23 protein-coding genes are annotated in these 19392 nt (G+C 42.2%); 8 read left to right on the top strand and 15 right to left on the bottom strand.

Translation table 11 applies throughout. From position 1 onward, the window contains the following. The first annotated feature begins 1 nt into the window (after position 1). The 3 genes from KUL10_RS03840 to KUL10_RS03830 all read left to right on the top strand — a co-directional run bounded on the left by KUL10_RS03840 (position 2) and on the right by KUL10_RS03830 (position 2877). Positions 2-1174 carry an MFS transporter gene (locus KUL10_RS03840; RefSeq protein WP_110427542.1) on the top strand — a complete coding sequence of 391 codons (1173 nt, stop codon included), beginning with the start codon at positions 2-4 and terminating at the stop codon, positions 1172-1174. Between the two features lie 222 nt (positions 1175-1396). After that, entirely contained in the window at positions 1397-2182 is a 786-nt protein-coding gene (locus KUL10_RS03835) for a hypothetical protein (protein ID WP_146216749.1), read from the top strand. Positions 2183-2268: 86 nt separating this feature from the next. Beyond that, positions 2269-2877: an NTP transferase domain-containing protein gene (locus tag KUL10_RS03830; RefSeq protein ID WP_110427540.1), complete on the top strand. Its 609-nt coding sequence runs from the start codon at positions 2269-2271 to the stop codon at positions 2875-2877. On the opposite strand, the gene KUL10_RS03825 is transcribed toward KUL10_RS03830, so the two are convergent. The 3 genes from KUL10_RS03825 to KUL10_RS03815 are packed head-to-tail and all read right to left on the bottom strand — an operon-like array spanning position 2866 to position 6626. Then, positions 2866-3903, bottom strand: a complete 1038-nt coding sequence (locus tag KUL10_RS03825) for an XdhC family protein (RefSeq protein ID WP_233499684.1) — start codon at positions 3901-3903, stop codon at positions 2866-2868. The genes KUL10_RS03830 and KUL10_RS03825 overlap by 12 nt on opposite strands. A 12-nt stretch (positions 3904-3915) precedes the next feature. Next, on the bottom strand, positions 3916-6168 hold the full coding sequence (locus KUL10_RS03820; RefSeq protein ID WP_110427538.1) for a molybdopterin cofactor-binding domain-containing protein: 2253 nt from the start codon (positions 6166-6168) through the stop codon (positions 3916-3918). Then, complete coding sequence (locus KUL10_RS03815) at positions 6168-6626, bottom strand: (2Fe-2S)-binding protein (protein ID WP_255417684.1); 459 nt, start codon at positions 6624-6626, stop codon at positions 6168-6170. The genes KUL10_RS03820 and KUL10_RS03815 overlap by 1 nt, the downstream gene beginning before the upstream one ends. Before the next feature lie 289 nt (positions 6627-6915). Here KUL10_RS03815 and KUL10_RS03810 point away from each other — a divergent pair, with 289 nt between their 5' ends. Further along, positions 6916-7128: a hypothetical protein gene (locus KUL10_RS03810; protein ID WP_110427536.1), complete on the top strand. Its 213-nt coding sequence runs from the start codon at positions 6916-6918 to the stop codon at positions 7126-7128. Between the two features lie 53 nt (positions 7129-7181). Beyond that, positions 7182-7637 carry a GNAT family N-acetyltransferase gene (locus KUL10_RS03805; protein WP_110427535.1) on the top strand — a complete coding sequence of 152 codons (456 nt, stop codon included), beginning with the start codon at positions 7182-7184 and terminating at the stop codon, positions 7635-7637. Positions 7638-7737: 100 nt separating this feature from the next. On the opposite strand, the gene KUL10_RS03800 is transcribed toward KUL10_RS03805, so the two are convergent. Next, positions 7738-8319: a Fe-Mn family superoxide dismutase gene (locus tag KUL10_RS03800; RefSeq protein ID WP_110427534.1), complete on the bottom strand. Its 582-nt coding sequence runs from the start codon at positions 8317-8319 to the stop codon at positions 7738-7740. A gap of 308 nt (positions 8320-8627) precedes the next feature. Here KUL10_RS03800 and KUL10_RS03795 point away from each other — a divergent pair, with 308 nt between their 5' ends. Beyond that, positions 8628-8960, top strand: coding sequence for a Grx4 family monothiol glutaredoxin (locus KUL10_RS03795; RefSeq protein WP_110427533.1), 333 nt, complete (start codon positions 8628-8630; stop codon positions 8958-8960). A gap of 93 nt (positions 8961-9053) precedes the next feature. Here KUL10_RS03795 and KUL10_RS03790 read toward each other — a convergent pair whose 3' ends face one another. Both KUL10_RS03790 and rnt read right to left on the bottom strand, forming a co-directional pair. Beyond that, positions 9054-9248 (bottom strand): bacterioferritin-associated ferredoxin, encoded by a 195-nt coding sequence (locus KUL10_RS03790; protein ID WP_110427532.1) that lies wholly within the window; start codon positions 9246-9248, stop codon positions 9054-9056. Positions 9249-9335: 87 nt separating this feature from the next. Continuing rightward, a complete protein-coding gene (gene rnt, locus KUL10_RS03785; protein WP_110427531.1) occupies positions 9336-9974 on the bottom strand; it encodes a ribonuclease T in 639 nt (212 codons plus the stop codon). Positions 9975-10160: 186 nt separating this feature from the next. Here rnt and KUL10_RS03780 point away from each other — a divergent pair, with 186 nt between their 5' ends. Continuing rightward, entirely contained in the window at positions 10161-11024 is an 864-nt protein-coding gene (locus KUL10_RS03780; RefSeq protein ID WP_110427530.1) for an OmpA family protein, read from the top strand. A gap of 22 nt (positions 11025-11046) precedes the next feature. Here KUL10_RS03780 and glpQ read toward each other — a convergent pair whose 3' ends face one another. From glpQ to KUL10_RS03760, 4 genes are all read right to left on the bottom strand, one after another. Next, positions 11047-12111, bottom strand: coding sequence for a glycerophosphodiester phosphodiesterase (gene glpQ / locus KUL10_RS03775; protein WP_233499683.1), 1065 nt, complete (start codon positions 12109-12111; stop codon positions 11047-11049). Then, positions 12071-12472 carry a lactoylglutathione lyase gene (gloA, locus tag KUL10_RS03770; protein WP_110427528.1) on the bottom strand — a complete coding sequence of 134 codons (402 nt, stop codon included), beginning with the start codon at positions 12470-12472 and terminating at the stop codon, positions 12071-12073. Before gloA ends, glpQ begins: the two co-directional genes overlap by 41 nt. 17 nt (positions 12473-12489) lie before the next feature. Next, positions 12490-13329, bottom strand: a complete 840-nt coding sequence (locus tag KUL10_RS03765) for a LysR family transcriptional regulator (protein ID WP_110427527.1) — start codon at positions 13327-13329, stop codon at positions 12490-12492. 148 nt (positions 13330-13477) lie between these two features. Beyond that, on the bottom strand, positions 13478-13657 hold the full coding sequence (locus tag KUL10_RS03760; RefSeq protein ID WP_110427526.1) for a hypothetical protein: 180 nt from the start codon (positions 13655-13657) through the stop codon (positions 13478-13480). A 198-nt stretch (positions 13658-13855) separates the two neighbouring features. On the opposite strand from KUL10_RS03760, the gene maoP reads away from it, so the two are divergent. Further along, complete coding sequence (gene maoP / locus KUL10_RS03755; RefSeq protein ID WP_110427525.1) at positions 13856-14221, top strand: DUF413 domain-containing protein; 366 nt, start codon at positions 13856-13858, stop codon at positions 14219-14221. A gap of 34 nt (positions 14222-14255) precedes the next feature. Here maoP and nth read toward each other — a convergent pair whose 3' ends face one another. From nth to rsxC, 5 genes are read right to left on the bottom strand one after another with little or no spacing between them, the layout of a single operon-like run. Next, the gene (nth, locus tag KUL10_RS03750; RefSeq protein WP_199509179.1) at positions 14256-14975 is read right to left on the bottom strand and encodes an endonuclease III; all 720 of its coding nucleotides are present in this window, start codon (positions 14973-14975) and stop codon (positions 14256-14258) included. Continuing rightward, complete coding sequence (locus tag KUL10_RS03745; RefSeq protein WP_110427524.1) at positions 14972-15673, bottom strand: electron transport complex subunit E; 702 nt, start codon at positions 15671-15673, stop codon at positions 14972-14974. The genes nth and KUL10_RS03745 overlap by 4 nt, the downstream gene beginning before the upstream one ends. Next, positions 15670-16326 carry an electron transport complex subunit RsxG gene (gene rsxG / locus KUL10_RS03740; RefSeq protein ID WP_110427523.1) on the bottom strand — a complete coding sequence of 219 codons (657 nt, stop codon included), beginning with the start codon at positions 16324-16326 and terminating at the stop codon, positions 15670-15672. The genes KUL10_RS03745 and rsxG overlap by 4 nt, the downstream gene beginning before the upstream one ends. Beyond that, complete coding sequence (rsxD, locus tag KUL10_RS03735; protein ID WP_110427522.1) at positions 16323-17378, bottom strand: electron transport complex subunit RsxD; 1056 nt, start codon at positions 17376-17378, stop codon at positions 16323-16325. The genes rsxG and rsxD overlap by 4 nt, the downstream gene beginning before the upstream one ends. Further along, positions 17379-19388 carry an electron transport complex subunit RsxC gene (rsxC, locus tag KUL10_RS03730; RefSeq protein WP_110427521.1) on the bottom strand — a complete coding sequence of 670 codons (2010 nt, stop codon included), beginning with the start codon at positions 19386-19388 and terminating at the stop codon, positions 17379-17381. It lies immediately after the preceding gene. Positions 19389-19392: the final 4 nt, after the last annotated feature.

Here is a 19392-nt window from a genome sequence, read left to right as displayed (position 1 = left end):
ATTGAGAAACGCCTCTCCCGATAGTAACAAAAATATCACGGTGCTTTGTGTAACCTACTTTTTTTACTTCGGGATTTTAGGGGTGATGGTGCCGTATACGGGCGTATTCCTAGACGGGCGTGGCTTTACCTCTGAGCAAATAGGCAGTCTGCTAGCCGTGGTAACGATTACGCGAGTATTTGGTCCCAACCTGTGGGCAGCACTTGCTGACGAAACTGGCAAAGTCGGGCAAATCATGCGCTTTGGTTGTTTGATGGCGTTTATCTGCTTTTTATTTGTATTTGTCGCCCACGGTTTTTGGCAACTTAGTATCACCTTTGGCTTAATGATGCTGTTTTGGACAGCAGTTTTGCCGCAACTTGAAGTTATCACCGTTAATGCAACACGCACTCGAAAAGGTGGTTATGGTTCGGTTCGTCTTTGGGGGAGCCTTGGTTTTATCGTGTTGACTATATTTGTTGGCTTTTTGCTTGATGTGTATTCAACAGAAATCATCATTGTATGTATTGCCGGTTGCCTTTTCAGCCTATATCTAGCCACACTCTATGTCAGTTCGCCTAAAAATGGTCGAAAGCCTCGCCAAGCGGATGACAAACACTGGTCGTTAGTATTTAAAGCGCCCTTTTTGGCATTCATACTAGCCGCGGTGTTATTGCAAGTCAGCTTTGCAAGCTACTACAATTTTTTCGCGCTATATATGCAGGACTATGACTATTCGGGTAAGCAGACTGGCGTGTTATTAGCCTTGGGTGTGGCCGCAGAAATTCTAATATTTTTAGTCGCAGCGCGTTTAATCAGTAAAGTGGGCGTTAAATGGTTGTTGTTTATTGGTATGGCGATGACAGCCCTGCGATGGACTTTGCTTGCAGAATTACCTGAATATATTACTGCTGTTGTCTTTGCCCAACTTCTGCACGCATTTAGCTTTGGTTTGACTCATTCCGTATCCATTCATTTTTTACATACTTACTTTCCTGAAAGCTTTCAAAGCAGAGGACAAGCTATCTATGGCAGTATCGCATTCGGTTTTGGTGGTGCGCTTGGTAGTTACGTTTCTGGTTTGACTTGGCAGCAAGGGCAGGGCGCATATTTCAGCTTTATGATGTCTGCTGCGTTAGTTGCATTTGCCGCTTTTGTTCTTTTTATGGTGCCGAGTCAACGATTTAAGCGATAGGCGTTTTTTGTTGTGCCTCAAGGCGCTTACGTGCCATGATATTAAAAAAACAAGAAGAGTATTTAGCCAATCATGTTTAACTTGTGCAAACAGTACCTATTAAAACTTTTATTTATCACTTCGATTTTTTCTTTCAACGTGTTCTCCACCATCGCTTACGCTCAGACACCTCCTGGCTCTAATATATGGGTTGGACAATTAGTTAAGGAGGAAGAGTCGATAGTGATTAAAGGGCTAAAGAAGATGACTGACTCTGATGATTACACCAATCAGCCCTATTTTTTGAGTGAAGAAACACTTTTATTTACACAAGCGGTTAATGATAAGAATATCAGCGAAAATGAACAAACCGATGTGTTTAAGCTCAATCTAGTTACGGGTGAGCAAACTAACTTAACAAAATCTTCGACTAGCGAATATTCGCCGACACCTATGCCTAAACAAACTGGATTATCCGTTATTCGTGTGAATGAGGCTGGGTTACAAGAACTGTGGCAACTGGACTTTAATGGTAAGCCGATTAGCAACTTGTTACCCGCTATTGAACCTGTTGGCTACCATGTTTGGCTCAACGAACACGAACTCATGCTCTTCGTGCTGGGTGAACCTCACCAATTGGTAAAGGCTAATATAAAAAAACCAAGTTCAAAAGGCACAGTCCTTGATACAAACCCTGGCCCAAGCTTATTTAATATTCCAAATACCCGACTATTCTCATATACACAACAACCCAATACAGACAACGCCGAGGTTTGGCAATTAAAAATCCAAAGCTTTGTAAATTCATCAACCATTGCTCTTGATAGTATTCTCTTGCCTGATACTGCCTATTATTACGCCTGGTCGCACGAGGGCGATTTACTGACAAGTGATAATGGCGCTTTAGTTGCTATGGATTTATCTGAGAAACCGCGTCTATTTACTCAGGTAAAGGGAGCTTGTAAAACTAACGTTTCTAGAATCGCGGTCAGTGCTGCTGGGAAGATAGCGTTAGTTTGTAGTGTGTAAATGGAAAGTGTTTCGACTTGGTAATGAGCAATACTTTTAACAAGAATTGCGCCAATAATTCTGGCCTATAAATTCGAGAACACCTATTGATAAAGAAGCAAAACACAGAAAAAACAACGATTGCGATCATTGCGGCTGGCGCCTCTGTTCGAATGGGAAAAGTAAAACAAAACCTTATGTGGGATACACGCACTTTACTGCAAGTGAGCGTTGAAAATGCGCTCCAAGCTAATCCTGATTCGGTGTTCACCATTCTCGGGGCAAATTATGATGAGATATTGCCTACATTGAATACTTATGAAATTGAAGTCTTAAAAAACAAACAGTGGCGGGCTGGAATGGGCACTAGTATTGCGCTAGCGGCCGATTACGCTCTCGAAAAAGGCTTTGATAGAGTGTTGATGATGCTTTGTGATCAACCCAGTGTTGATGCTCAATATATCGAGCAACTTTTCAGGCAAGCCAATATGAGTGAAGCGCAGGTTGTGGCTAGTCAATATGGTGAGCGAAGGGGAGTTCCCGCTGTGTTTGATAAAACCATTTTACATAGACTATTAACGCTTGATGAAGATATGGGAGCAAGGACGCTGTTGAATCAAGCGTCGACAAGCATTGAGTCAATTTCGTCCCCTCAGCCTTTGTTCGACATCGATACCGCAGAAGACTACGAAGCGTACAAGCGCTTATACCTGTAAAGCCTGAAAGGGAGCGAGTATTGCTTTTGACTCATGATGATAAAGCGTTTGATGTATTTCAGCTAATGTTGCCAGCGCGATACTTTCTGGGAGACGAGCGCCAATATCAAATCCGATTGGACCGTTAATACGTTTGTGATGCTTATCAAATGATAACTGCGCTTGCTCGAAAACCTGTTCTTTTCGATGTACTGGACCTAATAGCCCAATATATCCTAAATTGGTGTGTATAAGCTGCTTTAGTGCATGTGCATCTAAAGCAAGTGTGTGTGTCATTAAGACGGCCGCGTGGACTTGTTCCTTTTCGACAAAGTACTTAAAGTCCAGTGCTTTATCGCTTAGGCACCTTGTCGCATGCTGAAAATGTTCAAGCCGCGCATTAGCTGGCCTAGGGTCCCATATACTTACTTCCCATCCTACCTTTGATGCAAACTCTGCTAATGGCCGAGCATCAACACCTCCACCGCAAATCAGTAGATGCGCCCGAGGGAATATGTGGCTTTCTAACACCGATTCTTCGTCAATTGATATCAAACTTGTTTTGGTATCACTAAAACTATTAGGGGGACTCGAGCTACTTAACTCGATACTTGATTCAAGCTTTTCACAAGATATGAATTGGCGGTAGATTATCGACTGTTTGTTGACTAGGGCTGTGCGAATTTTATCTAGATTTAGGTAGCTGTTATTGCTGTTAACTGCTTGGAGCATGATATGCACCACACCACCGCAACCTATGCCTAACTGATAAGACAGGTCATCCTCATCGGTAGCGTCATAACAAACAAGCATCGATTTACCGGTTTCCATGACTTGCCTTGCTTTTCTGACGATATCTGATTCTAGGCAGCCACCACTCAACAAACCCAGTTGTTGAGTGGATGAAGACAACATCATCATTGCCCCCGCTTTGCGGTAACTTGAACCTTGTGTTTTATAAATCGTACCTAGCACCCAGTCATGGCTATCTTTTTGTGGATACCATTGCTCGAGCATGCCGTGGAGCGTGTTATGTGCCTGGGACAATGTCTTGCCTCCCTATGCGCGCAGAGGCTGAATTGGTAAGCTTCGATAGCGTTTTCCCGATGCTTGGTAAATTGCATTGATTAATGCAGGCGCAAATGGGGCCATACCTGGCTCGCCTAAACCTGTTGGCGCAGCGTCTGATTCAATAAAGTGAACATGCACCTCTGGCATATCATTAATACGCATCACTGGATAATCATGGAAGTTACCATTAACAACGGCGCCCTCCTTGAAAGTGATTTCACAATATTTAGACAACGACATACCCATTACTACCGCGCCCTCTTGTTGGGCGGCTGCACCATCCTTGTTGAGTACTTGTCCGCAATCAACTGCGCTGTCTACACGCAGCACTTCAAAATCATCTCCTTTCATTTTTACGTGCACAGCCATAGCAACATAGCTTTGGAAACTATAATGGACCGCGATGCCAATTCCTTCGCCTTTTGGTAGTGGTTTTCCAAAGTTTGATTTTTCAGCGGCAAGTGCGAGAACAGCTTTCGAACGTGCAACCTGTTCTGCTTGTTCAGCGTTTTTGTTCGCATCGTAAATACGATTAAGCATGGTGACCGTATCCACACCAGCCGCAACGGCTAGTTCATCGGCAAACACTCCATAGCCGAGGCCGTAAAAAATAGCATAAACCGCACGATACCAACCGATACGAGTATGTGCAGGTGCTAGACCAGATTCACTTCGCAAGTTAGTAATTCCAAATGGATGATTTTCTATTTCACCTACTGCGTTTGCAGGCGCAAATTGTACAGAAGGGTCAAATAACGTATTGATAGAAGGAAACGCTATTCGATGAAGCCATCCGCTGACATTGCCATCTTTGTCTAATGAAGCTTGAATATGTTGGGCACTATTAGAGTGATAATATCCCGTCCGTGTGTCTTCTTCACGAGTCCAGGTTAACTGAATAGGTGTACCTACCGCCCTAGAAATGGCAGCAGCTTCCTGCACATAGTCACATTTAAACTTACGTCCAAATGCACCGCCACAAATCATCACGTTTACTTTTATTTTCTTTTTATCCATCCCTAGAAAGCCAGATAGCACCGATTGAATGTCATTTGGGCTTTGAGTAGGGGCCCACACTTCGCAATGGTCATCATGAACCCATACCACACTGGCATTGGGCTCCATCGGGGCGTGCACTAAATGACCTTCTGTGTAGGTTGCGGATATTGTTTGCGCGGCATTAGCAAAAGCGGCATCAAGATCACCACGTTCGGCTATTTTGTTTGCAGGTTTTTCGACATTTTTTACTAATTCGGCCATGTACACATCGGTATCATAATTGCCGTGTTCACCTTTATTCCATTCAACCTTTAGCTTATCGACGGCCTGTTGTGCAGTCCAAGAGTTATTAGCAATGACCGCCACGCCACCAAGAGAGCCAAAGGGAACTTTTAAAGGTTTAACTTCAACAACTGCGGTGACACCCGGCACTTTCATGGCTTCAGTTTTATCAAATGATTTTAGTGTGCCTCCCATGACAGGGCAGTGAACAATCGCAGCGTATTGCATACCAGGCACTTTTACATCCACACCATACGTTCGCTTACCTTCGATGACCATGCCAACATCATGCCTAGGCAGTTTTGTGCCTATATAACGAAAGTCTTTACTGGATTTTAGTGCGGGTGTTTCTGGGACGGGCAAAGTGGCGGCAATGGCGACTAATTCGCCGTATGCTAGCTTTTCTTGGCTTCCTTTTTTGTGAACGAAATGCTGTTTTGCGTAGCAATTATCTGCTGAAGTGTTCCAAACTTTCGCTGCCGCGGCGACCAACATTTCTCGTGCTGATGCACCTGCTTTTCTCATTGGCTCGTACATCACACGTATACTTGCTGAACCGCCGGTTGCCTGAGAGCCAAACTTTTCCTCATCACCTTCAGCTTGCTCTACTTTGACTCGCTGCCAATCCGCTTCCATTTCATCAGCAACGACAGAAGGCAACGCAGTGCTGATCCCTTGGCCCATTTCACATCGTCCGGAGTAAATCAGCAGGTCCCCATTTTCTTGCAAATGAATAAATGCATTTGGGTTAAACTCTTTCACGCCTGCTGAATTCGCTGCCATGGCACTGGATGGCATGGATACGCCAATAAATAACCCACCTGCAGCGATACCTGATAGCTTTAGAAAGTTTCGTCTGTCAACAGTGAGGTTGATTGGAGTATGCTCATTTAGGCTTGCTACTTCGTTTGCTTGTCTTACTCTTTCTTCTTTTAAGAAGCTTTCAATATCAGCACGCATTACGAAACCTCCTTGGCTAACTCATCGGCGGCAATATTAATTGCTTTTTTAATGCGCTGATATGTACCACAACGACAAATGTTACCTTGCATGGCATTGTCTATATCTTGTTCATTTGGCGCTGGATTAGTTGCTAATAGACTTGCCGCATTCATAATTTGACCTGCTTGACAATAGCCACATTGCGGCACACCTACTTCTAACCACGCCTTCTGCAGAGGATGATCAGCGTTTTCAGATAACCCCTCAATTGTGGTAATACTTCTTCCCGCAAGCGCACCAACAGGCATTACGCAAGAACGCGTGGCTTGACCATTTACATGCACTGTACACGCTCCACAAAGGCCTTTGCCACAGCCAAACTTGGTACCAGTAAATGCTAAGCGATCACGCAGAAACCACAATAATGGCATGTTATCGGGCACATCAATGTCAAACTCTTGGTTGTTGATGGTTATTTTTTGGTCATCATTCTTCTCGTTGTATGCGGCTAATGTCAGAAATTCTATTTGTCTTACTAATACTATTATTTGAGTATATGTCTTAACAAGTCAATTACATAATTGAGGGTAGTAAAATCTGCAATAAAGGAAATGCAAGCTATTCATTTAGTTTTCACACTAACTTCTTAATGCAGCATAGGCCTTATCGGATCATATTAAGCCAATTATATTCATATACGCCGGTTCTATTGCTCGGGTGTTCGATATACACTTCATTAAAGTATAAAAATAAATGGAAGTTCTGATGAATATTAATGCAACACTATTTTGTCAAATCATTGTTGTTCTTGCAATTTTCATGGCTGTCGTAGGTTTTTACCTTGGAAAACGCAAAACTAAAAATCCTATTCTTACCTCAGTGATCGCCTTTTTTACGGCGGTCGTGCCAGTGTTTGCTTTTGTCTTTTTGGCGTATCTTGTTATGAAAGAAGATCTGCCAAAGGATGTGAGTAACTAGCACTGTGGTGAGTTATTGATTGCGCAGTGGTCGTATTTTCAGGAAGCAAATGGATGGATATAAGAACAGATGATCTAAGTGATGGAAAAGTAATATCACTAATGGAAGAACACTTATCAGATATGTACGCCACATCGCCTCCTGAGTGTGTTCATGCATTAGATTTAAACTCGCTTAAAAATCCGAGTGTGACTTTTTTTAGTGCTCGAGAGAATAATGAAATTGCAGGTTGTATTGCTATTAAACGTCTCTCAACAACAGCAGCTGAAATTAAATCAATGCGCACGGTTCACGCCTATAGAGGTAAACGTGTTGCCTCAAAACTGCTATCTCACTTACTAGCATTCGCTAGGCAGAAGGGCTATACCTCGGTTAGCTTAGAAACTGGCACTCAAGCTTACTTTTTACCCGCTTGTAAACTCTACAAAAAGTTTGGTTTTAAAGACTGTAGTCCTTTCAGTGACTATAAAGAAAATCCTAATAGCCAATTTATGACCTTGAACCTCTGAATTAATATTGAGTAAAGCTTGTTCAGTAAAGCAGCGATCATGGCGGGCATAAAAAAACCAAGCAGATGCTTGGCTTTGAAAAAGAAACTAGCGTGTTTGCTTATGCGAAGTTTTCTGCCGCGAAGTCCCAGTTAGCTAGTGCCCAGTATGCTTCTAAGTAGTTAGGGCGTACATTGCGGTAATCGATGTAATAAGCGTGCTCCCACAAATCGCATGTAAGAAGTGGTGTGACGCCATCTTCTGTAATAGGTGTTGCAGCGTTACTTGTATTAACGATGTCTAAAGAACCGTCAGCTAGTTTTACTAACCACGTCCAGCTTGAACCGAAGTTGTTCACTGCTTTATCGTTAAAAGCTGCTTTGAAGTCTGCAAATGAGCCCCACTTAGCGCTGATCGCATCAGCTAATGCGCCAGTTGGTTCACCGCCACCGTTAGGACTTAAGCTGTTCCAGTAGAAAGTGTGGTTCCAGATTTGAGCAGCGTTATTGAACACACCACCGTCAGAGTTCTTAACGATCTCTTCTAGTGATTTGTTCGCCATGTCTGTACCTTCAACTAGACCATTTAATTTAGTCACGTAAGTCGCGTGATGCTTACCGTAATGAAACTCCAGTGTTTCTGCTGAAATATGCGGCTCTAGCGCGTTTTTTTCGTAAGGTAATGCTGGTAATTCAAAAGCCATTTTGTTCTCCGTTAAGGTCTAGATTGTTCAACTGTGTTTTTATAAAAAGATAAGTATGGTCTATTTTAAGTAAACCAAGGGAATATTGCTTAAAAAAGTTTTAATAACCATGACCTTTTTATCTAATTTATGCACATAAGATCATTTTTCTTAGAAATTTCGTTTTATAATAGGCATTGAACTTTTAGAGGTGCATTCTTTTGTAAGCGGATTACTTGTAGGCGGAAGCTTTTATAGGTAATCACGGCTTGATTATTTACATCTTGACCCAAAATACAAAGCAACTCTTCGAATTAATAAGGTATAGCATGGAAACGGTAGATAAGATTAAAGAACAAATTAGCGAAAACTCGATTTTGCTTTATATGAAAGGCTCACCTAAGCTGCCAAGTTGTGGCTTTTCAGCTCAAACTGTTCAAGCACTTATGCAATGTGGTGAACAATTCGCTTATGTGGATATTTTGCAAAACCCAGATATTCGCGCCGAATTACCAAAATATGCAAACTGGCCGACGTTTCCTCAATTATGGGTAAACGGTGAGTTGATAGGCGGTTGTGATATCGTGATGGAAATGTTTCAACAAGGTGAATTACAGCCATTGATTAAAGAAGCGGCTGATAAACCTGATAGTGCTGAATAACACTATTACCTGTTAGTAATAAAAAAAGGGCTGATAGCCCTTTTTTTGTGGTTCGTTTTTATGTTTTATTTGATAAATAGCTTTGTTAAATAACTAGCCCACATCTTTAAACAAGGATTCATCCATAATAGTGTCATCAATAATGTCTTGAGCCATTTGTACACATTTACCACATTGACTTCCAAGCGCCATCATCTGCTTAAGTTCGCGAACATTGCCCACGCCCTCTGACTGCACAGCAGCTTTGATTTGCTTATCGGTAATGCCGTAACACATACATACAAACATCTAGGATCTCATTACTATTGAATATGGTAATGATAATAGTTGTTATTTAGCTTTGCGGCAAGTGTTTTTTTTAAATACTCTATACTTTCATTCAACAGATAATGGCCATCCACCTAATGCCTTATATTTATTGACAATAAAGCAAAACAGTTCAGCAGTTCGTTGAGTGTCATAAAGTGCAGAATGTGCTTCTTTTTGATCAAAGCTGATATTGGCAGCTTGGCAAGCCTTCACTAACACTGTTTGTCCAAGTGCAACTGCGGCGATAGAGGTAGTATCAAATGATACAAAAGGATGAAAAGGATTGCGCTTAATATTGCTTCTGGTTAGCGCTGCGTTCACAAAGCTTTGATCGAAGGTCGCATTATGAGCAACGATCACCGAACGCTGGCAATCGGCTGCTTTTTGATGTTTTCTGACAAATTTACACAGTTCTTTCATCACTTCACTTTCGTCAATAGCACCTCTTAATGCACAAAAGGGATCAATACCATTAAACTCAATCGCCGAAGGCTCGATGTTTGCATTTTCAAAAGGGTTAACGTGGGCATGAAAAGTTTGGTCAGGAATCAAATCGCCGCTGGCGTCCATTTTAAGTGTGACCGCTGCGATTTCGAGCAGGGCGTCAGTCTGTGCATTAAAACCAGCCGTTTCAACATCAATGATAACAGGGAAGTAGCCTCTAAATCGCTTTGCCAATTCTGGTTTTTCAGCGTTTTCTGACACGTTTTGTTTCCCTTTACGACTTCTACAATTCAAGACCGCAAGTATGCTATATCGTTATATGGATTACTAGGTTTGTCGATTTTTAAGGCACTTGCTTCAAAACACTAAAAACACGGTCAAATATGAGTTTTTGGTTAAGCATTATTTTATGTCGACCGATAAACTGAGTAACCAAGAGGCGCCAAAATGAAACTATTAATCACTATCTTAAGTTTGTGTTTATCCGCAGGGGTAATGGCCAACATGCGCCACTACAAAGCTTCGATTGAAGATTCAAATTGGCAAGTCACTGAATACACGCGTTTAAAATGTGAACTCAATCACAATATTCCTGGCTATGGTCAAGCCCAGTTTTTCACCGAGGCATCTAAACAGCTCAACTTGGAGTTTGTATTAGACATGCTCAGGTTGCCTAATAACTATGACGTAGCAACCATATATTCTGTGCCGCCATCTTGGATGCCGGGCGTTATGAGAAAAACAATTGGTCAAATGGATATACGTCGTCAATACGACGGTGATATGCCTGACGTGCCTGCTTGGGAAATGCTCACTGAACTAGAGAAAGGATTTTGGCCAACCATTTATTATCAGGACTGGAATAATCGACACGACAAAGTTGCGGTATCTTTAAATGCGAGCAACTTTAAGCCTGTCTACAATGAATTCGCACAATGTGTTTCACAACTACTGCCATATAGTTTCGACGACATAGCTTATACAGTGCTGAGTTACCGCAAGAACTCCTCTCAACTCACCAAATATGCGCAAAAACGTTTGGATATGATTGGTGAATATTTAAAAGAAGATCCAGAATTAGAGTTAGTGCTTTTAGATGGTTACACCGACAGTTGGGGGGGCTCTTGGTTAAACGAGCAATTATCGTTAAGACGTGCCAATGAAGTGAAAGATTTCTTTGCCGCCCAAGGTGTCGATGACTCTCGCATTGAAATTACGGGCCATGGTGAAAAACGCCATATCTCACCTAACGACAATGAGATTGATCGCGCTAAGAACAGACGTGTGGTTATTCGTTTGAGTAAACCATAGTCATCAAAGCCATTGGATAAGTTTAATCGGCTTTGTTTGTTTCCAGCCAACTCAAAACCGTATCGGTATGGTCGGTGAAAATACCGTCCACTTGTATGTCGTTGTGCATTATCTTCATGACTCGGGCAGCAGAATAGCCGTCGGGTAGGGCATCTTTTCTAAATGTATAAGGATGAATTGCTAAGCCAACCTTTTTTGCGTGCTCGGCAAGTGGATGCATAAAACTACTATCAAAGTCATATAGTTGAGGCATCCATGGCCCTATACCTTGAGCATAGGTCGCAATAAACGCTAAGCCCGCTTCACTTTTTAAGTAATCATAGTCAGCACTAGATTCTGTCCAACTATTTTCGCCTATCAATTGTACCAGCTTAACGTTTAAGCCTAACTCGTGTCTCAAATATTGAAGTGACTTTGGCTCGAACGACTGCACATAAATATTAGTATCACTTCGGTTAAGTTGATTTTTCTCAAGTGTATCGTATAAAGCAAGTGCGATGTCTTTACCTTGCGTTAAGTGCCATTCGGGGGCTTTTATTTCAGGATAAATACCAACAAAAGCTTGATTGGTTATATTGTGTTTTGATACTCGTTTAATGTGTTCATCAAAGGTCGCGATTCGAAAGACGCCATCCCCTGAATATCTATCTGGATAAACCTGTTCTTGTTGGTTATTTTGCCGTTCGTGCACTCTTAGTTGTTTGAGTTCAGCGAGCGTGAAATCTATCGCATAGTAACGCCCGTCTTTTCTGGCACGGCTTGGAAAAACATCTTCGACGTTAGTCACGGTTTCTATATGAATATCATGGAGCACAACTAATATATCATCGGAGGTTAATACCAAGTCTTGCTCAATATAGTGAGCACCTTGTTCGATTGCGAGTTGAGCGGCTTCGATTGTATGCTCTGGCAGGTAACCTGAAGCACCTCGGTGAGCGATCACGATAAAGCCATCGTTGGCATCAATGGGTTTTCCAAAGTGGGGAAGTTGTGAAGAACAGCTGGCGACGATAACGCCAGCCATTATGAAAACAAAGATTCGCGCCTTAAAGCTCGCCGCCGTTTGTACTTTTTTGAATAAGTTCAATCGCATATCCGTTTGGGTCCCTAACAAAAGCAATTACCGTTTTACCGCCCTTCACTGGGCCTGGTTCTCGGTAAACGTCTCCGCCTTTTTGTTTGATTTGTTCACAAATGCCGTAAATATCTTCCACACCGATCGCGATATGGCCAAAAGCATCTCCATGTTCGTATTCGGTTTTACCCCAATTGTATGTCAGTTCGATGACACTGTGGTCCTCTTCGCTACCATATCCGACAAAGGCGAGTGTGTACTCATATTCTTTGTTTTCACTTTGGCGAAGCAATTTCATGCCCAAAATCTCGGTGTAAAACGCAATTGAATCTTCTAGGTTTTTGACGCGTAACATGGTGTGTAACAGTTGCATTACTTTGTTCCTCTATTTTATTGCTCTATACAAAATTTGATTAATTCAGATAAGGCACTGTTTTTTAGTTCTTTTAAATATACCAAATAAGTGTTTATCTCAATATCTTCTGCTCTGGCAATTAGTGTTAATGGACGTGTTGCACTGAAATGTTCGGCAAGTGCTTGGGTTAAAAATACGCTTCCACCTGTATATTCGATCTGATCCTTAGCAATACTAATCGCACTCGTTTTCAACTTTGCTTTTTTGACTTGAGGAAACTGCTTAAGCAAGCGGTCATTAAGTTTGCTGCCCCAGTCAATATGAACATAGTTTTCAAAGGCTTGCTCTAATTGGTCTGTTTCACTGGAGTATAACGCCAATGAGTCTGTCATTAAGCACTTATGGTCAACGTCTTCCGCTTTAATCACTTCAGTGGTAAATGCAATGTCGATGATTCTTTCATGCAGTTGTCTCGATAATTGCTCTGTATTCAATATCTCAACCCTGAGAGATAAGTCGTAGAAATGAGCATTAAACTGGTTAATCGCGTGTTTTAGATATAGCTCACTGGCGTTTGGGCTGGCGGCGCAGACCAAATACGATACTTCATCTTCATTTAACGCTTCTCGTGCAAGATTAAGTGTATGCGTCATTGATTCTGCGAAAGGAATGAGTTTTTCACCCGCTGAAGTCAGTTGAATACTGTGACGATTGCGAAAAAATAACGAAGTATTAAAATATTCTTCGATCAATTTAATTCTTGCGCTAACTGCTGATTGAGTGAGATATAGGTTTTCAGCAGCTTTGCCAAAGTGACGGGTTTTCGCAACCTCTAAAAAGGTAGTCAAAAAACGCAAATCCATTGTGATGCTCATAATAAGAGTCGATACGCGTTTTTATCTTGAATATGAGTGTCTGGCAAGTGAATTTATAATGAAAACCGGATGAGATGTAACTTAAAGCCTGATGCCTAACGGGACTATTACTTGCCCAAGACATCAGGAATGAGTTTGGTATTACTAGCTATCTATCAGGCTGAAGTGCTTTAGTTTGCTGACGTAGGCGTCGTTGGTATGAGTAGTCAGCTTTAACGTTATCTTGGTTAGACTTGTATGAACTCCGTCTTTTGTTTTTAGAGTCATTGTAATCTTCATCACCATCAAACAAATATTCACGCTTGTTGAATCGCTTGTCTTTGCTCATTGTCTTGCTTCAATTTAATCAATTAATCGAGTTCTCAGTATAGAGCGAATATTGAGCAGTGTGAAAATGAAATAATTTTATCGTGACCACAATATTTTTTCGTTTTTCTGATTGAGTTGAATAGATTAAAAAGACGACGGATTAAGTGAAACTCAAAATATCGAAACATAAACAGCAATGTCTATCGGAACATAAAAAATGCAAAATGTAACTATACGCAAAGGCAATAAAGTTTTTTCTGACGCAAAGCAGTTTCCATACGGTTTTAAAAAGTCGGGTGATTTTAGTATTGCAGAAGCGAACATCTTATCTGCTTACGGCGATACCTTGTTTAACCTTGAGTTTGGTAGTTTGTTACCTGAAAACGAAGAAGAAGCGCGATTTGTCAAGGTCGTTAGAGGTGAATACGAGGCGCAAAGTTTACTTGAAAAAGCATGGTTGAAGTATGTGAAACTGGCCAGAACCAGACGTAATTTCTACACCATGCACAGCACGCGAGCACACGATACAGATGTTGCTGAAGACGTTGATTATGATGGAAGCGATCTTGAAATTGAGGCCTAACAAGTCTTAATGCACCTTTTGTTAGGTTAAAGCCCTATTTTTTTGACGCTTTCTTTTTCACGTTTTTGTTTAAGAGCAACGCTCGCTTGGCTTGCTCTTTTAACACTTCGTTGATAAAGCTTTTGCGGCCGTATTGCCGGGTAATTATGCACTTATCTAAAGAAAAGCCTCTTGCTGGGCAGTATTCTCGACCGTAAAAGATAATTTGTAGATGCAAGTCATTCCATTTTTCTCTTGGAAACAGACGTTTGGCGTCTCTCTCGGTTTGCTCCACACTTTTGCCATTTGACAACCCCCAACGGTACATCAATCTGTGTATATGGGTATCTACTGGAAATGCAGGCACACCGAAGGCTTGCGACATGACAACAGAAGCGGTTTTATGACCTACCGCTGGCATTGCTTCTAGTGCTTCAAAACTTTGCGGCACTTTGCCATCGTGAAGTTTGATGATCATATCAGACAAATGCCAAATGCCTTTTGATTTCATCGGAGATAAACCACAAGGTTTGATGATTTCTTTTATTTCTTCAATACTCATCATGACCATGTCGTAAGGATTATCAGCTTTTGCGAATAGCTTTGGCGTGATTTGGTTAACACGTTCATCCGTGCACTGCGCAGATAGCAGCACTGCAATTAGCAGTGTATATGGGTCTTTATGATCAAGAGGAACAGGGACTTCAGGGTAGAGTTGCTCTAAGATTTCGATAATCGCAGCAACTTTGTCTTTTTTACTCATACTGAGCGTCATATATCCGTTCCCGTCACGCGCGCGCGTTGCACGACTTTTTTCTCTTGTTTTTGCTGTTGTCTCAGCTCAACTTGCTTGTCTATTACATTTTTAGCTGCGATGAGCAAACCCATACCCAAAAAGGCACCCGGTGGCAAAATTGCGAGTAAGAAAGGGCTTTCTGTTTGGAATACAATGATTTCGAGGTTTTCAGCCCATGCACCCAATAACAAATCTGCGCCTGTTAACAGCGTGCCATAACCCAACAACTCGCGCATTGCACCTAAGACCACCAAAATGATTGAAAAGCCCAAGCCCATCATCAGTCCGTCGTAGGCCGCGAAATTAACAGGGTTTTTTGAGGCATAGGCTTCTGCTCTGCCGATGATAGCGCAATTAGTGACGATCAATGGGATGAAAATCCCTAGGATTTGATAAAGTTCGAAGGTAAATGCATTCATTAATAATTGCACGATGGTAACGAATGCTGCAATGACCATGACAAATATGGGAATGCGTATTTCGTTTGGTACAAAATTACGAACCAAAGATACAGTGACGTTAGACCCTATCAATACCAGTGTGGTAGCAATGCCCAAGCCAAGCCCGTTTATCACCGTTGCTGTCACTGCTAATAAGGGGCAAAGCCCTAATAACTGGACCATCGCAGGGTTGTTTTTCCACAACCCTTGAATGCTTAATTCTTTATATTCGTTCACGATAATTGCTCACTTCTTTCGATGCTAACGGGGCAGTTTGAACGCGTATCATACAAAAAGTCTTTATTTTGTTGCGCATAAATGACTGCGTTCTTCACACCTTCAACAACGGCTCTTGGTGTAATCGTAGCACCGGTAAACTGGTCAAATTTACCGCCATCTTTCTTCACCTCCCAACGTTGTTCATTTTCTTCGCTGTAGTCGATGTTATTAAACGATAATATCCAGTCAGAAACACGCAAATCAATTTTGTCTCCCAGGCCCGGTGTTTCTTTATGGTCTAGCACACGAGCACCCATTGAATAACCATCGACACTCACGGCAACTACCATTTTGATGTCACCGCTGTAGCCGTTTGGTGTGGTGGTTTCAAGTATTAGCGCAACGCTTTGAGCGCCCTGACGCGCTCTAAATACGCGCTTTTGAGTGGGTGTGCCAAGCAAAACTGGATCTTCAACCAATAGGCAATCCAAGTGCATATCGTTATTGTGCATTTGGGGTGGGACAAGCTGGTTTAATACCGACAGTAGTTGTCGTTCTTGTGCCTCTGCAATTTTAGGGGCAGTGAAAAAATTAGTTAGCGCGATTAAACCAGTCGTAACAAGCGCAAAGCCTCCGAGGATAGCGCCATTTTTGGTTATGTAATCTTTCATGACGACTTGTGCCCATAGGTTCGAGGTTGAGTGTAGTAATCAATCAGCGGAACGGCCATGTTCATTATTAAGACAGCAAAAGCAACAGCGTCTGGGTAGCCTCCCCAGACCCTTATAATGATAATCCAAAGCCCAATAGCAGCGCCAAAAATCACACGCCCTTTTACCGTTGTCGCCCCTGACACAGGGTCAGTGGCAATAAAAAATGCGCCGATGATTAGACTGCCGTTCATTAGGTGAAACAATGGAGAAGCATAAATATCGGGTTGTACCAGATAAAACAGTCCACTAAACAATACCGCCGCTAGAATCATGCTGCCGGGAATGTGCCATGAAATGACTTTTGTTTTGATAAGCATTAGTCCACCGAGCAAGTATGCCAAGCTAACAACTGCCCAGCCCTGACCATAGATGCCAGAGAAGATTGAGTTTGTGTAGGCTTCGGTCAATGTAAAGCCTTGAGATAAATCGGTTTTAACTGAGTCTAATGGCGTTGCCATTGTCACACCATCAACCCCTATACGCAGCTGTTCGATATTAAAGCCAGTACTAGTATAGCCTGTGAATACCATATACACGGCATCAATAAAACCGTGCGTTTGCTCTGCGAGTGATAAAGGAGGGAGCCAAGACGTCATTTGCATAGGAAATGAAATTAATAGCATGACATATCCACCCATCGCTGGATTGAACATATTATATCCCAACCCTCCATATAGCTGCTTGACGATAGCGATGGAGAAGAATGTACCAATGACGATAACCCACCAAGGTGCAAACGATGGTATTGATATAGCGAGTAAAAGTGCTGCTAAAACCGCACTATAGTCTTTGATAACGCGCTCAGTATTCTTCTTTCTTAGTTCTAGAATAATGGTTTCGGTGACAACCGCCGTCACGATCGCAAGAAAAACTTGAATTAAGGTACCAAAACCAAAATACCAAGTTTGCGCGATGATTCCGGGGATGCAGGCATAAATAACTAAGCGCATCACTTGGCCCGTATCGCGGCGGTTATGGTGGTGGGGAGAGCTTTTGAGCGTGAGTTTCATCTAGTCGTTGCTCTCGTTTTGCGTATTCGCTTGGGTATTATCTTGTTCGTTCATCTTTGCTTTTTCTAATTTTTTGGCTTTCGCTTTTGCAATCGCAGCGGCTACTTTTGCCTTTTTATCATTTGCTTTCTTTTCTGGTGAATCACTCGATGTCGTAACGGTTGAATCTACTGCCGCGTTTTCGGCAGCACCTTGTGCCGAATCTTCCTTTTTTCGGTCAGAAGAGACGATGTTAGATTCTTGGCTAACTGCTTCGTTATCACTTTTTTTGTCTTCTGAAACTGCCTCTGATTTTGCTAATTTCTTCGCTTTGGCTCGCGCAATTGCAGCGGCGACTTTATCTTTTTTATCGCTAGGCGCCTTTGATTCAACGCGAGCTCTTCCGCTTGTTTGCGTACTTTCTTGGGGTTCAGTATTTGTAACAGTGGCATTATCACCTTGTTGTTGCGCTAGAGCTTCTTTTTTAGCTTTTGCTCTCGCCAGTGCTGCCGCAATTTTATCTTTTGCTGCACCACCGTCTTTATTCATTGATTGCTTTCTAGCTTCAGCGGCTTTGCGATGCTTTTCTTCTCTTTCAAGTTTTTCTTTTAGCAATCGTTCTTGACGAGCCTCAAAACGTATACGTGCCTTTTCGGCTTTTTCTTTTTCTTCTTGTTGTATTCGAATGTCTGCTTTTGCTTTTCGATAATAGTGCACTAAGGGGATTTCGCTTGGACAAACATATGCGCATGCACCGCATTCTATACAATCAAATAAATTATACTCTTGAGCTATATCGTATTCTTTGGCTTTGCTGTACCAAAATAACTGTTGTGGCAGCAAGGATGCTGGACATGCTTCAGCGCAAGCTGAGCATCTGATGCATGCACGTTCATCTTCTGGTGTGGGCAACTCTTTGTCCGCCGGTGCGAGTAAACAGTTTGTAATTTTAACCACGGGTGTCTGTAGTGATGAAACGGTAAAGCCCATCATTGGTCCGCCCATAATCACTCTTGGCGACTCTTGTTTACTGGTAGAATAGCTACCTGCAGATAACAAATGAGAAATCGGCGTGCCTAATCGAGCCCAAACATTTTTGGGTGCGTCAAAAGCGTCTCCAGTAAGGGTGACAATACGTTCGATAAGCGGTTTGCCCTCCATAATTGCATCTGAAATTGCAAAACAAGTACCGACATTAAACATCATACATCCAACATCAGCTGGTAGTCCGTCAGTGGGAATCTCCCGTGATGTAAGCACTTGAACGAGTTGTTTTTCACCCCCAGCAGGATACTTAGTAGGAATGCTAACGACTTGATATTTTGTTTGTTGTTGGCAGGCAACAGAAAGCGTTTCTATGGCTTCTGGTTTGTTATCTTCAATAGCCACCAATACTTGTTTGGGTTTTATTAAGTGGACCAGGATATCGATGCCTTGTCTGATTTGCCAAGCATGTTCGCGCATCAAGCGATCATCTGAGCTAATGTAAGGCTCGCACTCCACACCGTTGATTATCAAAAATTCTATGTCTTTGTGTTCACCAGCCTTGATATGAGTTGGAAAACCAGCGCCGCCCAAGCCACTGATTCCTGCTTTACAAATAGCATTCACCAAATCGTGCTTGGGATGATTTACGTAGTCTTTAAGTGGGACCAGATCTGTCCATTTGTCTAAACCATCTGGTTTTATGCAAATCGTGAGTTCACCAATCCCACTTGGGTGGGCTGAAACATGCTCACCTATGTTGGTAACAGTGCCGGATGTTGGTGCGTGAACTGGGACGCTAAGCGCTAGATCATTCGCGCTCAGTGCTTGTCCTTTGAGCACGTAATCCCCCTCATTAACAAGTATTTGACCACCGGTACCAATGTGCTGTTTTATAGGGACGTAAAACATGTCGGGTAATGGGAGTGTTTCTATCGGCGTAGTGTTAGAAAGTTCTTTTTGTTGAGGAGGATGTACACCGCCAGGAAAATCCCAGAGTGCTTGCACTGAAATACGTTCAATAATTTCATCGTAATCTGCGTACATAATA

The organism is Glaciecola sp. KUL10, from assembly GCF_003203515.1.
In the GTDB taxonomy this organism is placed as follows: domain Bacteria; phylum Pseudomonadota; class Gammaproteobacteria; order Enterobacterales; family Alteromonadaceae; genus Glaciecola.
Note: the sequence above shows the minus strand (reverse complement) of the source record. Positions and strands in the feature narration are given on the sequence as shown.

Bases quoted from the DNA above. Each gene is read 5' to 3' on its own strand.
- KUL10_RS03820 (WP_110427538.1), bottom strand. From the start codon at position 6,168: ATGCGTGCTGATATTGAAAGCTTCTTAAAAGAAGAAAGAGTAAGACAA.
- KUL10_RS03810 (WP_110427536.1), top strand. From the start codon at position 6,916: ATGAATATTAATGCAACACTATTTTGTCAAATCATTGTTGTTCTTGCA.
- KUL10_RS03805 (WP_110427535.1), top strand. From the start codon at position 7,182: ATGGATATAAGAACAGATGATCTAAGTGATGGAAAAGTAATATCACTA.
- KUL10_RS03800 (WP_110427534.1), bottom strand. From the start codon at position 8,319: ATGGCTTTTGAATTACCAGCATTACCTTACGAAAAAAACGCGCTAGAG.
- KUL10_RS03795 (WP_110427533.1), top strand. From the start codon at position 8,628: ATGGAAACGGTAGATAAGATTAAAGAACAAATTAGCGAAAACTCGATT.
- KUL10_RS03790 (WP_110427532.1), bottom strand. From the start codon at position 9,248: ATGTTTGTATGTATGTGTTACGGCATTACCGATAAGCAAATCAAAGCT.
- KUL10_RS03780 (WP_110427530.1), top strand. From the start codon at position 10,161: ATGAAACTATTAATCACTATCTTAAGTTTGTGTTTATCCGCAGGGGTA.
- gloA (WP_110427528.1), bottom strand. From the start codon at position 12,472: ATGCAACTGTTACACACCATGTTACGCGTCAAAAACCTAGAAGATTCA.
- KUL10_RS03765 (WP_110427527.1), bottom strand. From the start codon at position 13,329: ATGAGCATCACAATGGATTTGCGTTTTTTGACTACCTTTTTAGAGGTT.
- KUL10_RS03760 (WP_110427526.1), bottom strand. From the start codon at position 13,657: ATGAGCAAAGACAAGCGATTCAACAAGCGTGAATATTTGTTTGATGGT.
- maoP (WP_110427525.1), top strand. From the start codon at position 13,856: ATGCAAAATGTAACTATACGCAAAGGCAATAAAGTTTTTTCTGACGCA.
- nth (WP_199509179.1), bottom strand. From the start codon at position 14,975: ATGACGCTCAGTATGAGTAAAAAAGACAAAGTTGCTGCGATTATCGAA.
- rsxG (WP_110427523.1), bottom strand. From the start codon at position 16,326: ATGAAAGATTACATAACCAAAAATGGCGCTATCCTCGGAGGCTTTGCG.
- rsxD (WP_110427522.1), bottom strand. From the start codon at position 17,378: ATGAAACTCACGCTCAAAAGCTCTCCCCACCACCATAACCGCCGCGAT.
- rsxC (WP_110427521.1), bottom strand. From the start codon at position 19,388: ATGTACGCAGATTACGATGAAATTATTGAACGTATTTCAGTGCAAGCA.